Genomic DNA, 23,102 nt, shown 5'->3' with positions numbered 1-23,102 from the left:
ATTATTGGTTCAAGATACCTTTTCTTACCATTTCCCAAAGCACCACACCGGCAGCTACACTAATATTCAGCGAATGTTTCATACCAAACTGCGGTATTTCAATACATCCTTCGCATTGCAGCAGAGTTTCCTGTTCTACGCCTTCTGCTTCGTTACCAAAAATGAGGGCTATTTTTTCATCGGGGGCTTTTTCAAAATCCTGCAGCATTATGCTTGCTTCCACCTGTTCAATACCAAACAATTTGTAGCCGTTGGCTTTCAGTTCAGCAATGGCTTCGGCGGTGGTTGCAAAATACTTCCAGTGTACGGTTTCGGTAGCGCCCAGCGCTGTTTTATGAATATCCCGGTGCGGAGGTTGCGGTGTATAACCAACCAGGTAAATAGCTTCTGCCAGGAACGCATCGGCGGTACGGAACACACTCCCTACATTCTGCATGCTGCGGATGTTTTCCAGCACCACAATCACCTTGTTTTTTTCTGCTTCTTTGAACTCATCCACGGTTTTACGGTTCAGTTCATCCATGCTCAATTTTCGCATCGGGCAAAGGTAATGGTGAATGCTGAATAGTGAGTGGTGAATAGATTGCCTTAATGCTGGCCCACTACTTCTTACATCAGACATCAGATATCCTACATCCTACTTCAGACATTCTCCATCAAATATCCTGATTCAGACATCCCCTTGCCCGCAAGAGTCCGGTTCCTGCACCTGCTTCGCAGTTCTTCCCCCTATTCTCCCCTTAAAAGCTTACCTTTGCGCCTTGTTAAAAATTATTAAGAATGAACACATTTGAAGCGCTTGGACTCGATGAACGATTGATGAGTGCAGTTACAGAACTCGGGTTTACCAACCCAACCCCTATTCAGGAAAAAGCCATCCCGGTTTTACTGAGTGGAACGAAAGACTTTATTGGCCTTGCCCAAACGGGTACAGGCAAAACAGCCGCCTTTGGCTTACCGTTATTACAATTACTGGACACAAGTAAGAAATATCCCCAGGCACTGGTGGTATGCCCCACCCGTGAACTTTGTTTACAGATTGTTACAGAACTGGAACGTTTTAAGAAAAACGTAAAAGGTATGAATGTGGTAGCCGTATATGGCGGTACCAGCATTGGTATGCAGATTCGTGATATTAAACGTGGCGTACAGATTGTTGTAGCAACGCCCGGCCGTTTAATTGATCTGATTGAACGGAAGGCCATCGATCTCGGTGAAATTGAGTACGTAGTATTGGATGAAGCCGATGAAATGCTGAACATGGGTTTCCAGGATGATATTGAATTCATCTTGCAAAACACCCCCAAGAAAGAAAGTACCTGGTTGTTTAGTGCTACAATGCCACCCGAAATACGTAAGGTGAGCCGTAAGTACATGAAAGAGCCGGTGGAAGTTACCGTTGGTAAAGTAAACACCGGTAACAAAAACATCGATCATCAGTACTACGTTGTTTCATCGCATCACCGTTACGAAGCGCTGAAGCGTTTGATCGATTTCAACCCCGGTATTTATGGTATCATCTTCACCCGTACAAAAGTTGATGCACAACAAATAGCAGAGAAACTTACACGTGAAGGTTATGATATCGACGCACTGCATGGCGATCTTACGCAACAGCAGCGTGATACCGTAATGGGTCAGTTTCGTGATAAAACATTACAGCTGTTGATTGCAACAGACGTAGCGGCACGTGGTATTGATGTAAAGGAAGTAACACACGTAATCAACTACGAATTACCTGATGATATTGAGGTGTACACACACCGCAGCGGACGTACAGGTCGTGCAGGCAAAACGGGTATTTGTATGAGTATTGTACACAGCCGTGAAATTGGCAAGATCCGCCAGATTGAACGCATTGCACAATCCTCCTTTCATAAACTTGAAATTCCAACAGGTAAAGATGTTTGCCGTAAACAGTTTTTCTCGTTTATGGATAAACTCATCAGTACCGATGTAAGCAACGAAGCATACGAAACCTATGTACCCATGCTTCAGGAAAAATTTGCAGACATGACGAAGGAAGATATTCTGAAGCGCATTGCGGCGATGGAGTTTGATCGTTTCCTGAAGTATTACGAAAACGCCGAAGACCTGAACATTCGTGAACGTGGTCGTGAGTTTGATAAGTTTAAACGTGATGGTCGTGGTGGCGACAGAGGTATGGACAGAGGATCTGCACGAGGCGCACGTGGTGAACGTCAACCCTATCGTGATACACAAGGTCGTGATTTCAACAGCGGCGGTTCGGGCAACTACACCAAACTGTTTGTGAACCTTGGCACCAAAGATGGTTTTTACAAAGCCAGCTTCCTGCAGTTTATTTTAGACATGAGCGATTTGCGCAAAGATGTACTGGGCAAAATTGATATGCGTGAAATGAACAGCTGGGTGGAGGTAGACAGCAAAGCAGCCAAGCAAATGATCAAATCGATCGATGGTAAAAAGTTCAAAGGAAGAAACATCCGAATGAATGATGCAAACAGCAGATAAATATTTGTATTACAAATAACGAAACGCCACATCAAATGATGTGGCGTTTTTATTTTATGCCTTACCTATTGCTAACTTAAATACAAGCTTAAAAAAATCCCCCGATCTCTCGGGGGATTACTATTTCAAGTTACTACTTACAATTAAGCATTCACTTTACCTTTCACCTTTGCAATCACTTCTTCAGCGATGTTGTTTGGTGCAGGTGAATAGTGGCTGAACTCCATGGTTGAAGTTGCACGGCCAGAAGATAATGAACGCAGCTGAGTTACGTAACCGAACATTTCGCTCAAAGGAACTTTTGCTTTAATTACCTGTGCATTACCTTTTGTATCCATACCTTCCAGCATACCACGACGACGGTTCAAGTCACCTGTTACATCACCCATGTACTGGTCTGGTGTTACAACTTCTACTTTCATAATTGGCTCGAGGAGTGTTGGAGCAGCTTTACGGCCTGCTTCACGGAAACCACTCTTCGCACACAATTCGAACGACATTGCATCAGAATCCACATCATGGTAGCTACCATCAAACACACGGATCTTCATGTGCTCTACAGGGTAGTTAGCCAATACGCCGTTCGTCATTGCAGCTTCAAAACCTTTCTGGATCGGAGCGATGAATTCTTTAGGAATAGAACCACCGAAGATATCATTCACAAACTGGAATGCTTTACCCGGATTTTCTTTTAACCACTCTTCATCAGCAGGTCCGATTTCGAATACGATATCAGCGAACTTACCACGACCACCCGATTGTTTCTTCAACACTTCACGGTGTTCAACAGTTTTCTTGAACGCTTCTTTGTAAGCCACCATCGGAGCACCCTGGTTTACTTCCACTTTAAACTCACGCTTCATACGGTCTACGATGATCTCTAAGTGAAGCTCACCCATACCACTTAATACAGTCTGACCTGTTTCTTCGTCAGTCTTCACACGGAGTGTAGGATCTTCTTCCACCAACTTAGAAATTGCAAGACCCATTTTATCTACATCGGCTTGTGCTTTTGGTTCAACCGCCAAAGAGATTACAGGTTCAGGAATGAACATGTTCTCTAAAGTAATCGGATGATTTTCGTCGCACAATGTATCACCGGTTTTGATCTCTTTAAAACCTACTGCTGCACCAATATCACCTGCTTCAATAAATTCAACAGGGTTTTGTTTGTTGGCAAACATTTTCATGATACGGCTGATACGCTCTTTTTTACCGCTACGTACGTTCAATACATAAGAACCGGCATCGAGGTGACCAGAGTAACAACGGAAGAACGCCAGACGACCTACGAAAGGATCGGTCATAATCTTAAACGCCAACGCTGCAAATGGTTCTTTTGCATCAGGCTTACGTGTTAACTCTTCGCCTGTATCAGGATCAGTTCCTTTGATCGCTTCAACGTCAACTGGTGAAGGCAGGTAACGGCAAACCGCATCCAGTGCAGTTTGTACACCTTTATTCTTAAATGAAGAACCGCACATCATAGGTACAATTGAAAGATCAATTGTTGCCTTGCGCACAGCTTCGTGAATTTCTTCTTCAGTAATGCTGTCCGGATTGTCGAAGAATTTCTCCATCAGGTTATCATCGTACTCAGCAACAGCTTCTACCAGTTGTGCTCTCCACTCTTTTGCTTCTTCCAGCATGTCAGCAGGGATGTCGATCTCATCGAACGTCATACCTTCTGTTTCCATGTGCCAGATGATACCTTTCATTTTAATCAGATCCACCACACCTTTAAAATCATCTTCTGCACCAATTGGCAACTGAAGAGGAACGGCTTTAGAACCCAACATTTCACGTACCTGCTTCACTACGTTTAAGAAGTCAGCACCGCTACGATCCATTTTGTTTACGAAACCGATACGTGGTACGTTGTAACGGTTTGCCTGGCGCCATACAGTTTCCGATTGTGGTTCTACACCATCAACCGCACTGAACAAAGCGATCAAACCATCCAATACACGCATAGAACGCTCTACCTCTACGGTAAAGTCCACGTGACCGGGAGTATCAATAATGTTGAAAGAATATTTCTTTGTGTCCGGAGTTTGCTTACCTAACACTGTAGGGAAGTTCCACTGGCAGCTTACTGCCGCAGAAGTAATGGTAATACCTCTTTCTTTTTCCTGCTCCATCCAGTCGGTTGTAGCTGCACCATCGTGCACTTCACCAATACGGTGAATCATACCGGTATAGCGGAGGATACGCTCAGTAGTTGTGGTCTTACCGGCATCAATGTGTGCCGCAATACCAAAGTTTCTCTGAAATTTTAAGTCTGCCATGACTGTTTTTGTTTGAATGTTTATCGTTTAAAAAATCTTGATTTGTTTTTTGAGACCGCCTCCTGTAATTCTCTTCAACCACATCGGCGTCGCACTCTTGTACTCTATGAATTCTATTGAACTGTTATCCCCAATTCTGGAGACAATATGCCCGGAGATATGATCCTTTTCAGGAATGGGCTGATATGTGATTTTTAGACTCTCATATTATGCCAATCAATTTCGAACCCCATATCCGCTATTCAATTGCACCCTTTGGTTGGAAACTTTGGCGGCCGCAAAAGTAGGGATTTTTTTCAAAATCTAACCAAAATAGGAAAAGGAAAAAACCTGCAAAGCATTGCCGCTATTGATTGGCAGGAAGTCTTCTGATAAACGAGTACCCTCCTTTTCTCCTGGCCTGCGACATGAGAGCCGCTACCAACCCCATTATCAGCTTTTCCTTTTACACGAACGGTCGAAATCGTGCAAACGATTGAGCCTGCTTTTGCATTTCCCCAGCCGTTTACTTTGCTGCAAATAATTCTAAACCAATGAGCAAAGCTTACTTACTGGGCCTGCTGCTGAGCCTTACCGGCAACTTGCAGGCACAGACTATCGGCGATACGGTTCGTCCTGTACGCACCGAAATGATCAGCCCGATTCATAAAAACAGTTTCAATAATAATGGTGAATGTCCCGAACGGAAACAGGGCGGCAACTCCCGCATGGTCAACGGGTACTTGGTTTTCGACGGTTCAATGGACGGTAACCGCCAGGTGGACCCGCAGATTGCTGTGGGTGGCGGCTATGTATTGCATGGCACCAACAATGGTTTGGTCATCTACAATAAAAAAGGCGAATACGTGCAAGGCATTTCGCAAAAATGCTTCAACAATGGTATTGATCCGAAACTGTTCTTCGATGCACACAACCAGGTATTCGGATTTGACCTGTGGGTGTATTGGGACTCTGCCAAAATAAAACCAGTCAACATTTCCGTGTCCGAAACCAACGATCCCCGTGGCGCCTGGAACACCTACCCTGTTCCTGCTCCCAAAGGTGTTGATGGTGGCGGTATTGGTTACAGTAAAAGATGGATTGGCTATTCTTTTCCCGGAGGTACAGAAAGAACATTTGTATTGAAAACAGCTGATGCGAAATCGGGTAAGCCTGCAACAATTTACCATTTCAGCGGAAGCCTTGGCCATCCTGTTTACGGACAAGATGGAACGGATGATATTTACTTTTTCGAAATTGATCGTGACAAGTTTGTGATCCGTCGTGTAACAGAAGCTGCCGACGGTACTCCGGTTTGTGTTTTGGTGAGCAGCAAACCCCATAATTTAAAATATGTTGGCGGTCCTCCTCAATCTCCACAATACGGTACACAACAAAAAGTTTCTTCCGGCGATCGCAATCCAAAAAATCTTGTGTTGCAAAGTGGAAGCATCTGGTTTTCGCAGGCTGTTCATTGCGAAGGGCGTGCCGCTGTACAATGGCACCAGGTTAATGCAATTGATGGAACCATTGTACAAACAGGTTTAATCAAAAGCGATACAACCAACTATATTCAAACAACACTTGCTGTCAATAAAAAGAACGATGTACTCATCGGCTTCCAGGAAGCAAATGGAAACATGTTTGTAAGTCCACGCTTTGCGTACCGGAAATCGAACGATGCTGCAGGTACTATCCGGGAAATTGTTCGTGTTGGCGAAGGCAGAGGAGCAGCCGATGGTGTTGCCTGGGGCGATTACAGCGGCAGTGTTGTTGATGGTGATAACCAGCTTGACCTGTGGACCATACAAAGCAGGTCAAATGAAAAAGGACGTGGCGAAACAGTAATTGTACAGGTGCCTATGACAAAAAACAAAATGAAACAAAAGAAAAAACAAAAAACCAGGTAAGAATAAATCATAGTTTATTCGCTGTAACATAGGTATTAAAAAAGGAGCAACTTGCAGAAGTTGCTCCTTTTTTACAATCACAGATTACTATTGCCGGCTTACTTTTTTTTCAACAACAATTTTGCGTTTGCCCATTCTGCTGATGCATTTACAAATGCTACTATTTTTTCGAAGTTTTTAGCCGATTCGAAATTGTGCAAATAATGCTTGCGTATTTTTATTGAAACAGTATTACCATTCTGTGTTGCTTCAGTAGTAAAAAAACCTGTTTCGTTTTCAACTTTCGTATTCAACGCAGCAATCCCTTCGGCAGTGTACCCTTCGGGAATTTCTAGTTCAACATGGTATTCAATACTGCGGGCAAAAGGCATGTACACATCTAAATCACGCTTCAGTTGTTCTTCTTTTATAACAAATGGCGTACCCTGTATTTTGCCAATTTCAACAATAATATTGTTACCGGCTTTTTTTAACAAGCCGCCCATTTCAAATGTTGAACGATATATAAAGTCAGGAGCCGTGTGCCTGATGCCCGGATTATCTATTCCAAAATCTTTCATGTTGGTTATCTCCTGCTCAAAATAATTTTTTGCATCCTTTAAAAATGCATCCTTCTGTTTTTTCTTCGCTTCTGCAAAAGCATTTTTTACTTCTTCAATGTATTTCTTACTCCCTTTCTCATCTGCAATTTCGTCTAAAAAAGTTGTACTCTCGTTAAACTCTTTAAATTCATAATTCATTATATCCTCATATAACAAAAGCTTTTCCTGAACTGCATGTTTATTATGCCCTTTTAAAGTACAAGTACGTTTTACACTTACGAGGGATTGATCGGATGTTATTGAAAGACGAAGCTTTTCAACTCTTGAATTGTTTGACGATTTACTAACCGGAACATCGGGACCTGTTTTAATCTCAGTAAGATTGTTAACACCTGCTGGTTTATCCTTTGCCCGATGTTCAAAAGAGAAACTTGATGTGTTTTGTGCTCCTTCGGCTGCTACCGGTATTGTAAAAGGAACATCAAAAATATTGCGTACAGAAAAAAAACTTTTTATACTAGGAATATATGCTAGAGCAAGCAAATCAGTTCCATTCATTGATTCGCTGACTCTATACCCCATTCGATCTTCACATACTACTACGTCTGGATTTAGCCCTGCAGTTTTGAAAAGAAAAAAGAGAACAAGATTATAACCTTCATCATATTCCCTGTATCCAATATTAATTTTATCAGCAAGCCGATAGATTGAAAATTTTAAAAGCCAATCAAATCTAAACGTGTAATATAACATTGCGGCCTTTTCTTCATTGCTTAAAAGCTCGTAGTTTACTCCCTTTTGTTTTGCTTTTTGTTTTGCTAAATCCTCAAGCCGTTCATACTCTTTTTTAGCATTTCTGATTAAATAGCCATTATAATAGTCCAAAGAATAAGTTCTGGCCTTTTCTTCGATAGCCATTCTTTCATTTGTTACTTTTATAACCTCACCTGGTTTGCTAATACCTAAACTTTCACTTCCTATTCCTTTGAATCCTTGCGCAATATTCATTCTAATAAAAGGGAGTTGTCGTGACACAGAAACCCAAAGAGATGTTTCAAAGGAAGGAATATCATTTTTAACAACATCAATTACAATAGTCCCATCGTCGTTTTTACGAACATTTAGCTCCGGAGCATTATTATAACTTCGATATTCGATAGCATACTTCTTAGCAAGTTGCCCGTGAAAAGAGTAACTAAGAACAGGTGCATCCGCAAACAAAATTAAATTGTATTGCTTAGTAGACATGTCATCAATAGTGTTTCTGGCTGTTGCAAAAAAATAATCCAAGATATCCCCAACTTCTAAATCAGGAATTGCAAGCTTAGCTTGTTTTTCGTTTGCAGCGTCTTTTGTAAGAACAATGTCATCAGCGTTAACTTCTTTTATTACTCCATTAGGTTTAATAATTCGAACTCCAATATATGTACTTGTTTTATCAGAACCATAAAAACCACTTCGCTTTTCGAATTGTGTAAAGCTAAGTTCTGAATATTCAGCAATAGCACTTTTATCATTTAGCTTTACAACCTCTCTTACAATTTCCGTAAGATCCTGTTTAAACTTTGCCCCAAAGCCCAATCCATAAAATGCAATAGACGACTTACTGTCTGCTATTAATTCTGTATGATGTGCAATAATTATTTTTGATGCATTTGCATACTTCTGCGGAATGTCTCTCACTTTAAACTTAGGGTTTTCCCAAGCCCAAACTGATTTACGCATATCTTCCGATTCTTTCCGATAGGCTATTGCTTTTTTCGACTGTGCGAATGAAGAAAAAAAAGCAAAACACAATACTGCTGAAAAAACTAATTGTTTCACGATGGTTATTTTTTAGAGGTAAGTACTAATTGCTGGTCATAAAAATCTGTAAGCTGCTTAATGTCTTTGTTCCACTGTGAGAAATTTTCCGGAACAATTTCTGCGTTGTTAATAATGATCTCACTACGGTAATTGATCTTCCCCGCTTCGTTTGTATAAGCTGCATAAAAACTATACCCCGGCTGTTTAATATTTATCTTTTCAGGCAATTCGGATACAACTTTATCTGAAGGGAGTACTAACTCAATTTCAAACACAAGATTATTTTTAAACTGCAGCCAATAGGGCAAGGTTCGTTTATCCGTATCAATTTTAAAGTCTTTAAAATTCACCCTGTTATCAATGCTCAGGTAAGCATCTTTATCAAATACCGATACTGCATTTTTCCACAAAACATCATACTCAATCTTCAGATCATTATTGTAATCGGCAAGGTTCGTGATCTTCAAATTACTTATTTCGAAACCGCTCTCACCTTCAGCAAGAAATTGTTTCAGGGCATTTTCCTGTTTATCCTGTTTAATGTCTGTAAGTGCATTTAACAGCCACTCTTTATTTTCGCCTTTCCATACATGCGTTATATGGCCTCTCAGATTATTACCTTCAATCACTAACTTTCGTTTTTCAGTAGACGTATTCTGTAAGTAACTGGCAACGGGTACTTTTTCCAGCAGGTATTGATTCCCATTTTCAATAAGTGTCTGGCGTCCTTGAATCCGTTCAGCAATTTCTCCAAAACCAATATACTTTTCTGTTGCATCTAAATAAACCGGTTTCCCGTCTTTCATCCATGCACAGATCATGTGATTATCTACCGAAAGAGAAGGCGTGCTGTAATCGTATGCAATATGCTTTGTACCAATCCAGCACCGGCGTGCATCTAATTTAATTGAACGTAACATAACTGTAAGTAAATTAGCCATGCCTTTACAGTCGCCATATTTTTTTCGCAACACCTCCTGGGCTTTTTCAGGCTTAAACCCTGCTATCCCATTTTCAAAAGCGATGTAACGTATATTGTCTTGCACCCATTGAAATATCTTTTTTACTTTTTCTTCATCATTGCTGATCCCTTTTACGATCTCTTCTGCTTTTTCTTTTACGATTTTTTCATCATCACCAATTGTCTTTACAAGACTTTGATACCACTCGTACTGTTCTTTTACGGTTTTAAAATAAGTGTAAGGAACGTCTTTTGGTTGAGCCGATTTACAAAGCACAAGAATATGTGGTGCATAATAGGTCAAGCCGGGTGCCGATGATTCTTGTTTAAACTTGGGAATATTATTCATCAAAAAAGTATAAACAGTTTCGCCGCTTTCCTGCGATACAGATTTGCGGATGTTATACTTGCCGAAATGATATTCTTTTATGTCAAGACTAACCCAGGCGGGTACGTATAGTTTAATTTCCTGTTCATTAATAGCATAGCCTTCCGTGAAAAAAATATTCGTAAAATACCTAGGGTCTTTGATTGTCTTTTTGAGGGTTACTTCTGATTTATTGCCAATCTTTGAAACAGGCAATGTAAAGTAGCAAACCTGCTCATCGGAGTAGAAAATGCCATCACGATTGTAATACTCATAAGCTGGTACAATACCATGGCGTTTCGAACCATCAACACGTATATCTACCTCATCGATCGTTTCAATGATATTAAAGAGCTCTACCACGGGTACATCCGTACGATACTTGTTACAGGTAAACATACGGCTATGCTCCTCTTTAATAACTACAGGATTATCAACCGTGCCTTTTACAAACCTGAATGAACGTATTGATTTTACTATGGAAATATTATCATCCTCCGTTTCCTGTGCTGCAGCAGATAACTGAAACATCAGTAAACAGGCAACAAACAAAAAATGAACTCGCATATTCACAGGGAATTGTTGTTTAGATTAGAGTGGTTATCGTGTTTGATTTCACCACAGGCTTTTAATGGGCGGTCAACCATGGTTTCCTGTCAAATATATTCCCAACCGATAAATAAAAAAAGGGAGTAATTGAAATTAGGCGATTCGGATTTATAACCGTGCAGATATAACGATATCTGATGCAGGAACATAAAAAAAGTCCCTCCAAATGGAGGGACTTTTAAAAATATGATCTTACAAAAATTAAGCTCTGAAGTGTGCGAAAGCTTTATTCGCTTCAGCCATACGGTGTGTATCTTCTTTCTTTTTGAAAGCACCACCTTCACCCTTGCTTGCGCTTACGATTTCGTTAGCTAATTTATCAGCCATGCTGCGACCGTTACGCTCACGGCTGTAACGAACCAGCCATTTGATGCTTAAAGAGATCTTTCTGTCGGCACGAACCTCAGAAGGAATCTGGAAAGTAGCACCACCGATACGACGGCTGCGTACTTCTACCGCAGGGGTAACATTTGCAATTGCTTTTTTCCAAACTTCATAACCGTCTTCGCCGGTTGTTTTTGCAACCTTATCAATTGCATCGTAGAAGATGGTGAAAGCAGTGCTTTTTTTACCCTGCCACATCAGGTTGTTTACAAAACGTGTTACCAGTGCATCGTTAAACTTTGGATCTGGCGCCAGCGCTATCTTTTTAGGTTTCGTCTTCCTCATTGTACTGTTATTTTAAGACTCTTAAAAGAGCCGAAGGATTATTTTTTAGCTTTTTCTTTCTTAGTACCGTACTTAGAACGGCTCTTCTTACGGTCTTTTACACCGGCAGTATCGAGCGAACCACGAACGATATGGTAACGTACACCAGGAAGATCCTTAACACGACCGCCACGCACCAATACGATTGAGTGCTCCTGCAGGTTGTGCCCTTCACCCGGGATGTAGGCAATTACCTCCACTTTGTTGGTTAAACGCACTTTTGCTACTTTACGCAGAGCCGAGTTTGGCTTTTTAGGCGTAGTTGTGTACACACGTGTACAAACACCTCTGCGGAACGGGCATGCATCCAACGCACGGGATTTACTTTTTGCCCTGATGATTTCTCTTCCTTTTCTTACTAATTGTTGTATTGTAGGCATTCCTTACCTTATTATTTTTCGGACGGCAAAGGTAGGAGTACACAATTAAACTACAAAAAACTTTCGCAGTTTTCTGTTCACATAAATGTAAATAACTAAACTTTTTTTTGAGATATGATTCCTCATGGTTTTGCGTTTATGAATAAACGGGCGTAAAAATCAAAACTAAATTCACGACCTGATTATTATAAAATACTGAAAATGAAAGCTATATTTGTTAGTACATACAGCTTTACTCCCAATATCGCACATTTCGATCAGTAAAGGCCGAATATTATATGACAAAACTCAAGGCTGACGTAACACCACCAAATTCAGGTGCAATCAAGCGGTTTATTGCACTATTCCTGCTGATTGTATCGGCTGCAGTTCCGGCATGGAGTCAATTAACCACAGCATTTAAAGCCTCCCCTACCAGCGGCTGTGCTCCCTTGCTCGTAAATTTTACCGATGAATCTACCGGAGGGCCAACAGGATGGCGATGGGATTTAGGTAACGGAACCATTTCAACCCAACAAAACCCCTCCACTACTTATTTAACTCCGGGCATTTATACCGTAAAACTGATTATTACCAATGCGGCAGGCAAGGATTCGCTTGTAAAAACAAATTATATTAATGTTTTGCAACCGCCGCAGGTTGCTTTTTCAACTTCCACCAGTTCTGTTGGCTGTTTTCCACTAAGGGTGCAGTTTACTGATAACTCTGTGGCAACATCCGGTGGCACCATTACCTCGTGGGAATGGGACTTCGGTGATGGTACCACCAGCACCGCACAAAATCCTTATCATGTATATTATAACAGCGGTAATTATAATGTTGCGTTGAAAGTAACCAACAGTAATGGTTGTTTTTCCTTATTGGTCAAATCTTCCTTTATCAGGGTGACAACAGGCGTTAAGGCCGATTTCAGTGCCAGCTCGCCCGTTAATTGTAAACCGCCAGAGGCGATCACGTTCACCAACCTAACCACCGGTCCCGGTACTGTAACTTATAAATGGGATTTCGGTGATGGTGGTAACTCAACCAGCACAAACCCGGTTCATACATATAATACAGCAGGCACGTTTAATGTTCGGTTAATTGCCGAAAGTGATCAAGGTTGTATTGATACCATTACCAAGAATAACCAAATGAGTATTGGTAATTTCAACTCCAACTTCAGTTTCAGAGATAGTGTTTGTATTGGCGACACGGTAAAATTCACCAATCAGTCAATGCCCCTATCAAATGCTGTTACCTGGTATTTTGGAGATGGAACAACTTCCATTGCGGCTAACCCAATAAAAATCTTCAACACAACTGGCACCTACACCGTTAAGCTTGTTAATAATTACGGCAACTGTATTGACTCAGCGATCAAAACCATTAACATCATTAATAATCCGGTACCAACAATTACTGTTAATGATTCAGTTTCGTGTAAAGCACCTTTTACTGTTAACTTTTCGAACAATACTCCGGGCGTTAAACAATGGTTCTGGGATTTTGGCGACGGCACAACTTCTACCTTGCAAAACCCCAGTCATACCTATACAGCCGAAGGAAACTATACTGTTCGGTTAAACATTACTTTGTCTGCTGGTTGCAGCGGCTCTGTAACAAAAACAGATTTCATACGGATACAAAAACCGGTGGTAGCCATTGCCAATATGCCGGGCGGAGGTTGTTTCCCGTATACATTCAGGCCAACGCCCATTGTTACTTCAATTGATTCGGTTGTAGCGTGGTTGTGGGATTTTGGTGATGGTGGCACCTCCACACAACAGTTCCCCAGTCATCTTTATCCCAATCAAGGCAGTTATACCGTTCGCTTAACAATCACCACAAGTTCAGGTTGTACCGAAACCATCAGTTATGTGAATGGTGTGAAGACAGGTACCAAACCAACGGCAAATTTTTCTGCGGCACCGCTTTCGAGTTGTGCAGGCCAACCCATTGTATTTACCGACCAAAGCACCGGCTCACCCGACGAATGGCGATGGGATTTTGGCGATAATGGTACCAGTACACAGCAAAACCCATCTTACGCTTATACAAAAGCAGGCCCAATGACGGTGCGGCTGATTGCCATTAAAAACGGTTGCCCCGATACCATTACAAAAACAAGCTACATCAATATTCTTCCGCCTATTGCAAACTTTACCGTTAACTACGATTGTACCAGCAGCTCAAGCGTTTCGTTTGTAGACAACTCAAACGGTGCAGTAACATACGCATGGAACTTTGGCGATGGTAATACGTCAAATGCAAGTAACCCAACGCATACCTATGCCGCACCCGGTGTTTATACGGCAACACTTACCGTTACAAACGGAGCTTGTACAAATTCAACCAGCCAAGCGATCAACTTCTACAATCTTGCTCCCGTTATAACAACCGATCAGAATGCAAGATGCCGTTTGCAATCATTTAATTTTTCTGCAGGCAACATTAATCCTGCAAATGTATCTGCATGGTCGTGGGATCTTGGTGATGGTTCGGTAAGAACAACTGCATCGTTTAGTTATGCGTATACAGCAATCGGAAACTATACAGTTAAGCTCGTTGTTACGGATATCAATGGTTGTAAAGACAGTGTTACAAAAGTGCTGAATGTGTATGGTCCTACTCCATCCTTTACTGCATTACCTAATCCGCAATGCGTTGGCCAGGCAGTTAATTTTACCAGCACAAGCATAACCGATGGCCTGCACCCGATTACAAGTTATAACTGGCAGTTTGGCGATGGCAACACATTAACAAGCCCCACTTCTCCTGTTCAGCACACATATACCACAGCATCAACTTATTTCCCGAAATTGATTGTAACGGATTCGTACGGGTGTGTAGATAGTACTTTAGGCGGACCAATCCTCGACATATTTGAATCGAAGATTAATTTTTATGCGGTTGATACCTTGTCTTGTCCCAACGGATCTGTACAATTCATCAATACATCATCTGGCAACAACCTGAGCTATACCTGGGATTTTGGCGATGGTACTACTTCAACCGCTTTAAACCCAACACACAGTTATACAGCAACCGGTAAGTACACGGTTAAACTCATCGGCCGTGAAGCAATTGGTTGTGTTGATTCCATTGTCAAAACAAACTACATCACGGTTGATGTACCGAAAGCTGATTTCATTGCCAGCGATACGTTTACAATTTGTCCGCCGTTGCAGGTACAGTTTACCAATACATCCACATTTTATAAAACCGTACTATGGGATTTTGGCGATGGCAACACATCTACCGCAGCAAATCCATCTTACTCTTATGCAATCCCCAACGATTACATTGTTACATTAACCGTAACATCGGCCGGTGGTTGTATCGACAGAAAGCAAATGCGCATTCGTGTATTATCGAACACAGTTGCCAATCTTACCTACACTCCAATTACAGGTTGTTTCCCGATGCAGGTAAACTTTGCTGTAACATCCAATAACGAAGTAAAATATCTTTGGGATTTTGGCGATGGCAATACCTTGTTTTCAACCGATTCAATTGTTGCCTTCAATTATCAATACCCGGGCTTTTATGTACCGAAAGTTTTGTTGCAGGATACACAAGGTTGTTTAACACCATTGATCGGCGTTGATACCATTAAAATATTCGGTTCAAAACCGGACTTTAGTTTTGACAAAACTGTTTTGTGCGATAACGGTACAGTTCAATTCAGAGATTCATCTGTTACAGCAGATATAGTCAGCAGCTATCTCTGGAATTTCGGCGATGGTACTACCAGCAACTTGCGTAACCCATCGCACAATTACAGCAGTACAGGTGTGTACGATGTTACGTTAACCATTAATACAGTAAATGGTTGTACCAACACTATTACCAAACCGCAACTGATAAAAGTGGTTGCAACACCACAACCAATCATTACCGGTACAACCACCTACTGTAGCCCGGCATTGGTTAATCTCAATGGCAGTATTGCAAATCCGGATACCTCTGCTGTCAGTTGGATGTGGAAGATCGATAACAGAATTATTACCACACAAAACCTGTCGAACTTCTCTATAACGACAGCTGGCTCTTATCCGGCATGGTTCATTACAACCAACAGCAGCGGTTGTACCGACAGTACATCAACAACAGTTATCGTTAATCAAACACCAACCATCGATGCAGGTAAAGACACCACCATTTGTCTGGGCAGCAGCTTTGTGTTAAACCCATCCGGCGCATCAACCTACTTGTGGAGTCCCGGAACCGATTTAAGTTGTACCAACTGTACCAATCCGGTTTCAACACCAACCAACAATATTGTGTACCGTGTTACAGGTTCTACCCCGCAAGGTTGCAGCAACAGCGATTCCATAGTTATTCGTGTACGCAAGCCGTTTAACATCACAGTTAGTGCAGGCGATACATTGTGTGTGGGCGAAAGTATCAGACTTACAGCAACTGGTGCCGAACTTTATAATTGGACTCCTCTAGCCGGGTTAAGCAGTACCACTGCAGCAAATCCGTTGGCAACACCAACAACAACGACTACCTATACGGTCACTGGTGCCGATACTGATAATTGTTTCACCGACACCAAAACTGTCACAGTATATGTGTACAATTACCCAACGGTTAATGCAGGTAACGATACAGTAATATTGGGTGGCACATCGGCACAGCTACTTGCAATCGGTTCTTCTGATGTTATTTCGTACAACTGGTCGCCATCAAATACATTAAGCTGTACAACCTGCGCCAACCCTGTAGCCACACCAAAAAACAATACTACGTATGCTGTTGAAGTAAGCAATATTGCAGGCTGCAAATCGATTGATAGTGTAACGGTGTTGGTGGGTTGTTTGGCCGGACGAATTTATATTCCGAACTCGTTTACACCCAACAACGACGGACGTAATGACCGCTTCTTTGTAATGGGTGATGGTGTAGATAAAATAAGACGCATCATTGTATACGATCGCTGGGGTAAACCAGTTTATACAAGAGAAAATATTCAAGGTAACAATCCTGCTGTTGGCTGGGATGGAACCATGAATGGTTATGAGCAAGGCCCGGGCGTGTATACCTATATTACGGATGTTATTTGTGGCGATGGTGCCGTGTTTAGAATGCAGGGAACAATTACATTGATCAGATAAAATAAGAAAGGCGACTTAGCAGTCGCCTTTCTATTTTCACAACATTATAGCTACTTTCCCAGCAACATCTCTCCATGCTATTAATTGCAATTTTATTAACCAGTTTGGGGAGGACGTTGCGTGTAAGTATATAAACATTTTATAACTCATCCTAACTATAAACTTCTTCTTCGTAGTACGCAACGTCCCAACTATCATAATACAAACAATCGGCTGCATCTATTGGCATACGTTGCCGGGAAGAAGGATATCAATAATTTGAAGTGATCCACTTTATTGAATCTGGCATTTCTAAATTTATTTTACGCCACCAGTAAGGGGAAACTAGCAGAACATTATTTTCCGGATTTGTACTATCAATTAACACGGGAAATTTATTATTTAATAGCCTAGATCTTATTCTATAGGAAAGCCATGAATCTAAACCTCCGTATATTTTTTTCCGTTATAGTCAAAATAATATTTAATTACAATTTTCCGACCTTTTAAAGAGCCTCGGTTAACAAGGTAAATATGGGCGTTACCTATATAACCATGTTTTTCTAAAGAGTTCTCATCTGAAGTTCTAAAGAATATTAATATGATTACTGCCAAGCCAATTATAGAAATAAAGGTGATTCTTATGTTCCGATCCTTTTTTCTTTTGTTCAGTTTGACCATTTGCTACTGCATTTAATTGCTGATATCCGATAATAATAGTCGTTGATTATAGAAAATGTAAAGTACTAAAAAGCCAAAAACAAAAAAGCGGCTTCTTCCAAAGCCGCTTTTCTCTTTCTATTACAGTACTGTTTAAATTTTATATAACCACTCATGTGTATCAGCTGCTCTTCCTTCACGAATATCAGTTAAGCGCTTCTTCACTTCGGGAGAAATAGTCCAGCTATCCGTATCAAAAGTCATTACATTGTCTTTGTAACATAATTCTTTGATCATGGAAATAGTTGCCGCTGTACCTGTACCAAACACTTCTTTCAATGTACCGTTCTGGTAAGCGTCCACCACTTCGTGAATGCTGATGGGTCTTTCTTCAACTGTTAAACCAATCTCTTTTAAAATGGTAATCACCGTATCTCTTGTAACACCGGCAAGTATGGTTCCTTCATCTAAGTTTGGTGTAATGGCAGTATTACCAATAATCACAAATCCATTCATCATACCAAACTCCTGTAAGTATTTGTGCTCTACCGCATCTGTCCACAACACCTGGTCGTAGCCTTTTTTCTTGGCTTCGTTGGTGGGGTACATCGATGAACCGTAGTTACCCGCTGCTTTTGCAAAGCCAACACCACCGGGCACTGCACGTACAAAATGTTCTTCTACATAAATCTTCATCGGTACAGCATAATAAGGACCGGTAGGACAAAGAATAACCATGAACTTATACTTATCGCTCGGCTTCACACCAATTACATCATCGTTCGCAAACATAAACGGACGGATGTACAACGAATGATCTTTCTTGGCAGGAATCCAGTCTTTATCAATCTCAATCAACTTACGCATGCCTTCAATAAAAATTTCTTCAGGCACTGCAGGCATCTGCATACGTTCTGCCGATTTATTGAACCGCTTATAATTATCAAATGGACGGAAGATATATGCTTCACCATTTTCATGGCGGTATGCTTTAATACCCTCGAAAATACTTTGTCCGTAATGGATGGCAGCATTTGCCGGTGAAATCGTAATCGGTGCGTAAGGTTGAATGGATACGTTTTTCCACTCACCATTTTCATAATCGGCAACCAACATGTGATCGGTAAAATATTTTCCAAAAGGAATATTGGCCAGATCAAGCGTGCCGAGTTTACTTGTTTCAGATTTTGTTATTGAAATATCCAATGCGCCAACCATAACTCGTTATTTTTGTTGCGCAAAGAAACGAAAAAAATAAACAAGGGTTTTGTTGCAAGCGAACTATGTCTTTTCAACAGATTCAACTTACTGACGATCAATTAGCCGATTTATACGGCAAACAACTCGTTGTTCTTGAAAACGACCTGCCTGCAAAAACAACGGCTACAGTGTCCGTTCAAGCAGAACCAGCGCCTGCACCGGTACAAACCGCAACCGTTTCTACACAAGGCATCACCGGCAAAAACAAAAAACAGTTTGTGTGGCTGGTAGAAGAACACCACTACCCTTACCTGGCCGATGCCGATTTCCAGTTTTTAAGTGATGTGCTCACAGCCTGTAAAATGAACATGGAAGACATTGCGCTGGTAAACGTTGCCAACAACCGTTCCGGCTTTGAACAATTGGTACAACAACTGCAACCCAAATACGTTATCGCCGCAGCGGTGCAGATAGATGCACTGCCCATTCAAACCGCCGATTACAAAGTACTGCAGCAACAAAACTATCAGCTGTGCTATACCGAATCGCTGGAAGCAATCCGCTTAGACAAAACAAAAAAATCAAAACTCTGGCTGGCATTAAAACAGATGCTGGGTCTTTAAGCAACTATGCAACAACTTATTTTCGCCAGCGGCAACAGGCATAAAGCCGAAGAAATTGAAGCCGCTCTCCCCAACGGTTTCCGGATTACGATTATGAAGGATGCAGGTATTACCGAAGAGATACCTGAACCTTTCGATACACTGGAAGCCAACTCCCGGCACAAAGCCGATTTCCTGTTTACCCGTTTGCAGCAGGATTGCTTTGCAGAAGACACAGGGCTTGAAGTGGAAGCACTGCATGGAGAGCCGGGTGTAAAATCGGCCCGTTATGCAGGCGACGGAAGAGATTTTGAAGCCAATATTGATAAACTGCTTACCCATCTCCAAGGCATTCACAATCGCAGGGCACGCTTTCGTACTGTTTTCTCACTCATCCGTAACGGAAAACTTTACCAGTTTGAAGGCATTTGTAACGGCACGATTTTAGAAAAAAGAACAGGAACAGGGGGATTTGGCTACGACCCTGTATTTTTACCCGACGGAAGTAACCGGTCTTTTGCCGAAATGACGATGGAAGAAAAGAACCAGTTCAGCCACCGGAAAAAAGGGCTGGACCAAATGATTCAGTTCCTTCAGCAATAATCAAAGAGAATTAAGCATGCAAAGCAACCAAACGTTCACCGATGCCGACTTAATACAGGGATGCATTCAAGGCGACCGACGTATGCAGAAAGCGCTATACGACAAGTACGCAGGAAAAATGTATGCCGTTTGCCTGCGTTATATGGGCAATGCCGATGATGCACAGGACATTTTGCAGGATGGTTTTATTAAGGTGTACAAAAACCTGGAACGGTTCCGGGGCGAAGGCTCTTTCGAAGGTTGGGTTCGACGCATTTTTGTAAACACAGCCATTGAACAAATCCGCAAAAAGAAAAACGACCTGTCGCTGACGGAAAAAGAAGAAAGTATCGAGCTGAAATCTGTAACCGCCATTGAAAACATCAATGAAAAAGATCTGATGAAAGTCATCAAGGAACTTTCGCCTGGCTACCGGGCTGTTTTTAACCTGTACGTGGTTGAAGGTTACAGCCATAAAGAAATTGGCGAACTGCTGGGCATCAGCGAAGGCACCAGCAAATCGCAACTGGCAAGGGCCAGGATGATTTTACAGGAAAAAATTAAACGCTGATCTGGTTTAAATAATATGAACGATTCCAATCTTCAACAAACACTGCTCAACGCAGAAGTTACCCCGCCGCAAAGCGTGTGGGAGAAGATTGCTGTTTCCCTTGATGAACAGGAAACAGACGAGCCATTGCGCAGGCATCTGCTGGCAATGGAAGCCGAAGCACCGGCAAATGCATGGCAGCAGATTGAACCGGCATTGGATGATCTTGCTGTGCAGCAAAAACTCCTTGCTGTTGAAGAAACTGTTCCACCGGCAATATGGAATGCAATTGATGCCGAACTCTCTGTAGATGCATTTGATGCAAAGGTTGCTGAAACATTGCAACTGGCAGAAGAGATGCCTCCCCCATCAAACTGGAATGCTATTGAACAGCAGTTACAGGAAACAGTACCGGCTAAAGTTATTTCCATCAATAAGAATACACGCTTTGTACGGATTGCTGTTGCAGCTGCTATAACAGGCATTCTTGCGTTTGGTGGCTACCGCATGCTTAACCCTACTGCATCAGAACAGGAAAACATAGCTGTAGTAGCCGATGCTTCTGTGAAAAATGAACCATCAGCAACAACAAACAGTTCTAAAACCGATTCAAATATTGTTGCCGCAGCCGATGAAGAAACTGCAGATACAGAAATTGTACGCCGTGCAGCCATTAAAGAACGCATCAAACAACGGTCATCGTTAAAAGATGCAGTTGCTTATGTTGATGTACCCGATCATAACTTACAAAATGTAGTTGCTTACCAAGGCATTCATCATCAAACAACAGATGTTGCTGCAAACGCAACCGGCTTCTCCGAAAACCAATATTACCTGGTGTTGAATGAAAACGGCGAACTGGTACGTGTGTCGAAAAAAATCAACAACCTTAAATGCGCTGTTACCAACGGCAGCGCACAGGTAGATGCAGCTGCTGCATTACAATCGAAAGAGTGCACCGAGCAGATCAAAAAATGGCGTGAGAAAATGGCCTTTGCTGCTGCGATCTCCGCATCTGCAGGTGATATTGATTTAAGTGAATTGGTAAACAGCACCGAACAACAATAAACGCTAACGCTAACAGCTTTTATGTCCCGCATTAAAATTGCTTTCCCCGAAACCTTTTCCTTTATTGCAACGATACCCGTACGCATTACCGATCTTAATTATGGCAACCATGTTGGTAACGATGCGGTGTTATCCATTATACATGAAGCGAGGGTGCAGTTTCTGTCCCACAACGGTTATGCCGAATTAAACTGTGGCGGCGTTGGCTTAATTATGAGCGATGTTGGTATTGAGTTTAAGAAAGAAATTTTTTATGGCGATGTATTAGCTGTGCAGATAGCAGCCATTAATTTTTCTTCGGTTGGTTTCGATTTATTCTACCGTATACTCAACAAAGAAAACGTTGTAGTTGCACTTGCAAAAACAGGAATGATCTGTTACAATTATGAGGTAAAAAAGATTGCCGCTGTACCTGCAGAAGTAAAAGCAAAACTGTCGGGCGAATAATTAATTCATTTCTTTAATTCCCTTCAACAATTCCGGTGCGTACGTACTGTTCAGCTGAACAAGCTCGTTGTATTTTTGAACTGCTTCCTGCTTCTTTTGCTTCTTAACGAAACACAACCCTAAGTAATAAACAGTGGTTTCGAAACCTGCTTTCAAACTGTTTGCCCGTTGCAAATGCACAATGGCTTCATCGTACCGGTTCAAGGAAAAGAGTGTAAACCCGAGTTCGCTGTGCGAAAGATAATTCTGCTCTTCGAAACTGATGGCTTTTTGTAAATAAGGCAACGCTTCGGTAAAGCGGCCAAGATCGTTATAACACCAGCCAATCCGGTAGTGCAGTTTCTTTTCTGTACTGTCGATTGAAAAAGCTTTGAGAAAATCAGTTAATGCGGCGTTGGTGTTTTTTTGTGCATCCTTGTACAAATCGCCTCTTGCAATATAGGCCTTTGTAAACGAAGCATTCATTTGCAATACCCTGTTGAATTGCTGCAAAGCCACTTCTGTTTTTCCCAGTTTGTATTGTGCAAATCCCGATTCGTAGATGATGCGAAAGTTGGTGGGATCGAGCTTCAGTGCGTTTTCTAAAACCGGCAAAGCCTGGTCGTACTGCTTCATTTCGTTATAGCACCATCCTAATTCGTAGTAAGCGGCAGCAAGTGTAGGTTTTGCATCAATCACCTTTTTAAACAAAGGCAGTGCTTCGGCGCATTTTCCTTCTTTACGAAGCTTGCGGGCCGTTTGCAGATAGTCCTCTGCCTTATCGGCCTGTGCAAAAACAGTTGCGGATGCAACTGCAAGCAAAACGAAAAGAAAAAATTTTCTGCGCATCATGTATCTATTACAATGATAACTATAGTTCCACAATAATC

16 protein-coding genes are annotated in these 23,102 nt (G+C 41.7%); 8 read left to right on the top strand and 8 right to left on the bottom strand.

The window, feature by feature from the left end; translation table 11 throughout:
* Position 1: 1 nt before the first annotated feature.
* Complete coding sequence (locus IQ13_RS00285; protein ID WP_144883370.1) at positions 2-538, bottom strand: RNA methyltransferase; 537 nt, start codon at positions 536-538, stop codon at positions 2-4.
* A 242-nt stretch (positions 539-780) separates the two neighbouring features.
* On the opposite strand from IQ13_RS00285, the gene IQ13_RS00280 reads away from it, so the two are divergent.
* A complete protein-coding gene (locus IQ13_RS00280; protein WP_144883368.1) occupies positions 781-2,493 on the top strand; it encodes a DEAD/DEAH box helicase in 1,713 nt (570 codons plus the stop codon).
* Positions 2,494-2,636: 143 nt separating this feature from the next.
* Here IQ13_RS00280 and fusA read toward each other — a convergent pair whose 3' ends face one another.
* Positions 2,637-4,781 (bottom strand): elongation factor G, encoded by a 2,145-nt coding sequence (fusA, locus tag IQ13_RS00275; protein ID WP_144883366.1) that lies wholly within the window; start codon positions 4,779-4,781, stop codon positions 2,637-2,639.
* A 533-nt stretch (positions 4,782-5,314) separates the two neighbouring features.
* On the opposite strand from fusA, the gene IQ13_RS00270 reads away from it, so the two are divergent.
* Positions 5,315-6,670, top strand: coding sequence for a hypothetical protein (locus IQ13_RS00270; RefSeq protein WP_144883364.1), 1,356 nt, complete (start codon positions 5,315-5,317; stop codon positions 6,668-6,670).
* 98 nt (positions 6,671-6,768) lie between these two features.
* Here the strand turns inward: IQ13_RS00270 and IQ13_RS00265 are convergent, their stop codons facing one another.
* The 4 genes from IQ13_RS00265 to rpsL form a co-directional block, all read right to left on the bottom strand.
* Positions 6,769-9,036, bottom strand: coding sequence for a DUF3858 domain-containing protein (locus IQ13_RS00265; RefSeq protein WP_144883362.1), 2,268 nt, complete (start codon positions 9,034-9,036; stop codon positions 6,769-6,771).
* A 5-nt stretch (positions 9,037-9,041) separates the two neighbouring features.
* On the bottom strand, positions 9,042-10,913 hold the full coding sequence (locus IQ13_RS00260) for a transglutaminase-like domain-containing protein (RefSeq protein ID WP_144883360.1): 1,872 nt from the start codon (positions 10,911-10,913) through the stop codon (positions 9,042-9,044).
* Between the two features lie 243 nt (positions 10,914-11,156).
* Positions 11,157-11,624: a 30S ribosomal protein S7 gene (rpsG, locus tag IQ13_RS00255; protein WP_144883358.1), complete on the bottom strand. Its 468-nt coding sequence runs from the start codon at positions 11,622-11,624 to the stop codon at positions 11,157-11,159.
* 38 nt (positions 11,625-11,662) lie between these two features.
* Positions 11,663-12,043, bottom strand: a complete 381-nt coding sequence (rpsL, locus tag IQ13_RS00250; RefSeq protein ID WP_129131820.1) for a 30S ribosomal protein S12 — start codon at positions 12,041-12,043, stop codon at positions 11,663-11,665.
* A 278-nt stretch (positions 12,044-12,321) separates the two neighbouring features.
* Between rpsL and IQ13_RS21670 the strand changes: the two genes are divergently transcribed.
* Complete coding sequence (locus IQ13_RS21670; protein WP_144883356.1) at positions 12,322-17,145, top strand: PKD domain-containing protein; 4,824 nt, start codon at positions 12,322-12,324, stop codon at positions 17,143-17,145.
* Positions 17,146-17,937: 792 nt separating this feature from the next.
* Here IQ13_RS21670 and IQ13_RS00240 read toward each other — a convergent pair.
* The gene (locus IQ13_RS00240) at positions 17,938-19,002 is read right to left on the bottom strand and encodes a branched-chain amino acid aminotransferase (protein WP_144883354.1); all 1,065 of its coding nucleotides are present in this window, start codon (positions 19,000-19,002) and stop codon (positions 17,938-17,940) included.
* A gap of 65 nt (positions 19,003-19,067) precedes the next feature.
* Between IQ13_RS00240 and IQ13_RS00235 the strand changes: the two genes are divergently transcribed.
* The 5 genes from IQ13_RS00235 to IQ13_RS00215 are packed head-to-tail and all read left to right on the top strand — an operon-like array spanning position 19,068 to position 22,233.
* Positions 19,068-19,607: a hypothetical protein gene (locus tag IQ13_RS00235; protein ID WP_144883352.1), complete on the top strand. Its 540-nt coding sequence runs from the start codon at positions 19,068-19,070 to the stop codon at positions 19,605-19,607.
* A gap of 6 nt (positions 19,608-19,613) precedes the next feature.
* Positions 19,614-20,189, top strand: a complete 576-nt coding sequence (gene rdgB, locus IQ13_RS00230; RefSeq protein ID WP_144883350.1) for an RdgB/HAM1 family non-canonical purine NTP pyrophosphatase — start codon at positions 19,614-19,616, stop codon at positions 20,187-20,189.
* Positions 20,190-20,205: 16 nt separating this feature from the next.
* A complete protein-coding gene (locus tag IQ13_RS00225; RefSeq protein ID WP_242009439.1) occupies positions 20,206-20,739 on the top strand; it encodes an RNA polymerase sigma factor in 534 nt (177 codons plus the stop codon).
* A gap of 15 nt (positions 20,740-20,754) precedes the next feature.
* Entirely contained in the window at positions 20,755-21,786 is a 1,032-nt protein-coding gene (locus IQ13_RS00220) for a hypothetical protein (protein WP_144883348.1), read from the top strand.
* A 21-nt stretch (positions 21,787-21,807) separates the two neighbouring features.
* Positions 21,808-22,233: a thioesterase family protein gene (locus IQ13_RS00215; RefSeq protein WP_144883346.1), complete on the top strand. Its 426-nt coding sequence runs from the start codon at positions 21,808-21,810 to the stop codon at positions 22,231-22,233.
* On the opposite strand, the gene IQ13_RS00210 is transcribed toward IQ13_RS00215, so the two are convergent.
* Entirely contained in the window at positions 22,234-23,064 is an 831-nt protein-coding gene (locus IQ13_RS00210) for a tetratricopeptide repeat protein (protein ID WP_144883344.1), read from the bottom strand.
* Positions 23,065-23,102: the final 38 nt, after the last annotated feature.

The sequence above is a fragment of the Lacibacter cauensis genome (assembly GCF_007830055.1).
Classification (GTDB): Bacteria; Bacteroidota; Bacteroidia; order Chitinophagales; family Chitinophagaceae; genus Lacibacter; species Lacibacter cauensis.
This window is presented reverse-complemented; position numbering and strand designations above follow the sequence as displayed.

What these genes read in the sequence shown, in the direction of transcription:
- IQ13_RS00280 (WP_144883368.1), top strand. Translation starts at nt 781, where the DNA reads ATGAACACATTTGAAGCGCTTGGACTCGATGAACGATTGATGAGTGCA.
- rpsG (WP_144883358.1), bottom strand. Translation starts at nt 11,624, where the DNA reads ATGAGGAAGACGAAACCTAAAAAGATAGCGCTGGCGCCAGATCCAAAG.
- IQ13_RS00215 (WP_144883346.1), top strand. Translation starts at nt 21,808, where the DNA reads ATGTCCCGCATTAAAATTGCTTTCCCCGAAACCTTTTCCTTTATTGCA.
- IQ13_RS00240 (WP_144883354.1), bottom strand. Translation starts at nt 19,002, where the DNA reads ATGGTTGGCGCATTGGATATTTCAATAACAAAATCTGAAACAAGTAAA.
- IQ13_RS00210 (WP_144883344.1), bottom strand. Translation starts at nt 23,064, where the DNA reads ATGATGCGCAGAAAATTTTTTCTTTTCGTTTTGCTTGCAGTTGCATCC.
- IQ13_RS00220 (WP_144883348.1), top strand. Translation starts at nt 20,755, where the DNA reads ATGAACGATTCCAATCTTCAACAAACACTGCTCAACGCAGAAGTTACC.
- IQ13_RS00285 (WP_144883370.1), bottom strand. Translation starts at nt 538, where the DNA reads ATGCGAAAATTGAGCATGGATGAACTGAACCGTAAAACCGTGGATGAG.
- IQ13_RS00235 (WP_144883352.1), top strand. Translation starts at nt 19,068, where the DNA reads ATGTCTTTTCAACAGATTCAACTTACTGACGATCAATTAGCCGATTTA.
- IQ13_RS21670 (WP_144883356.1), top strand. Translation starts at nt 12,322, where the DNA reads ATGACAAAACTCAAGGCTGACGTAACACCACCAAATTCAGGTGCAATC.
- IQ13_RS00225 (WP_242009439.1), top strand. Translation starts at nt 20,206, where the DNA reads ATGCAAAGCAACCAAACGTTCACCGATGCCGACTTAATACAGGGATGC.
- fusA (WP_144883366.1), bottom strand. Translation starts at nt 4,781, where the DNA reads ATGGCAGACTTAAAATTTCAGAGAAACTTTGGTATTGCGGCACACATT.
- rpsL (WP_129131820.1), bottom strand. Translation starts at nt 12,043, where the DNA reads ATGCCTACAATACAACAATTAGTAAGAAAAGGAAGAGAAATCATCAGG.
- rdgB (WP_144883350.1), top strand. Translation starts at nt 19,614, where the DNA reads ATGCAACAACTTATTTTCGCCAGCGGCAACAGGCATAAAGCCGAAGAA.
- IQ13_RS00270 (WP_144883364.1), top strand. Translation starts at nt 5,315, where the DNA reads ATGAGCAAAGCTTACTTACTGGGCCTGCTGCTGAGCCTTACCGGCAAC.
- IQ13_RS00260 (WP_144883360.1), bottom strand. Translation starts at nt 10,913, where the DNA reads ATGCGAGTTCATTTTTTGTTTGTTGCCTGTTTACTGATGTTTCAGTTA.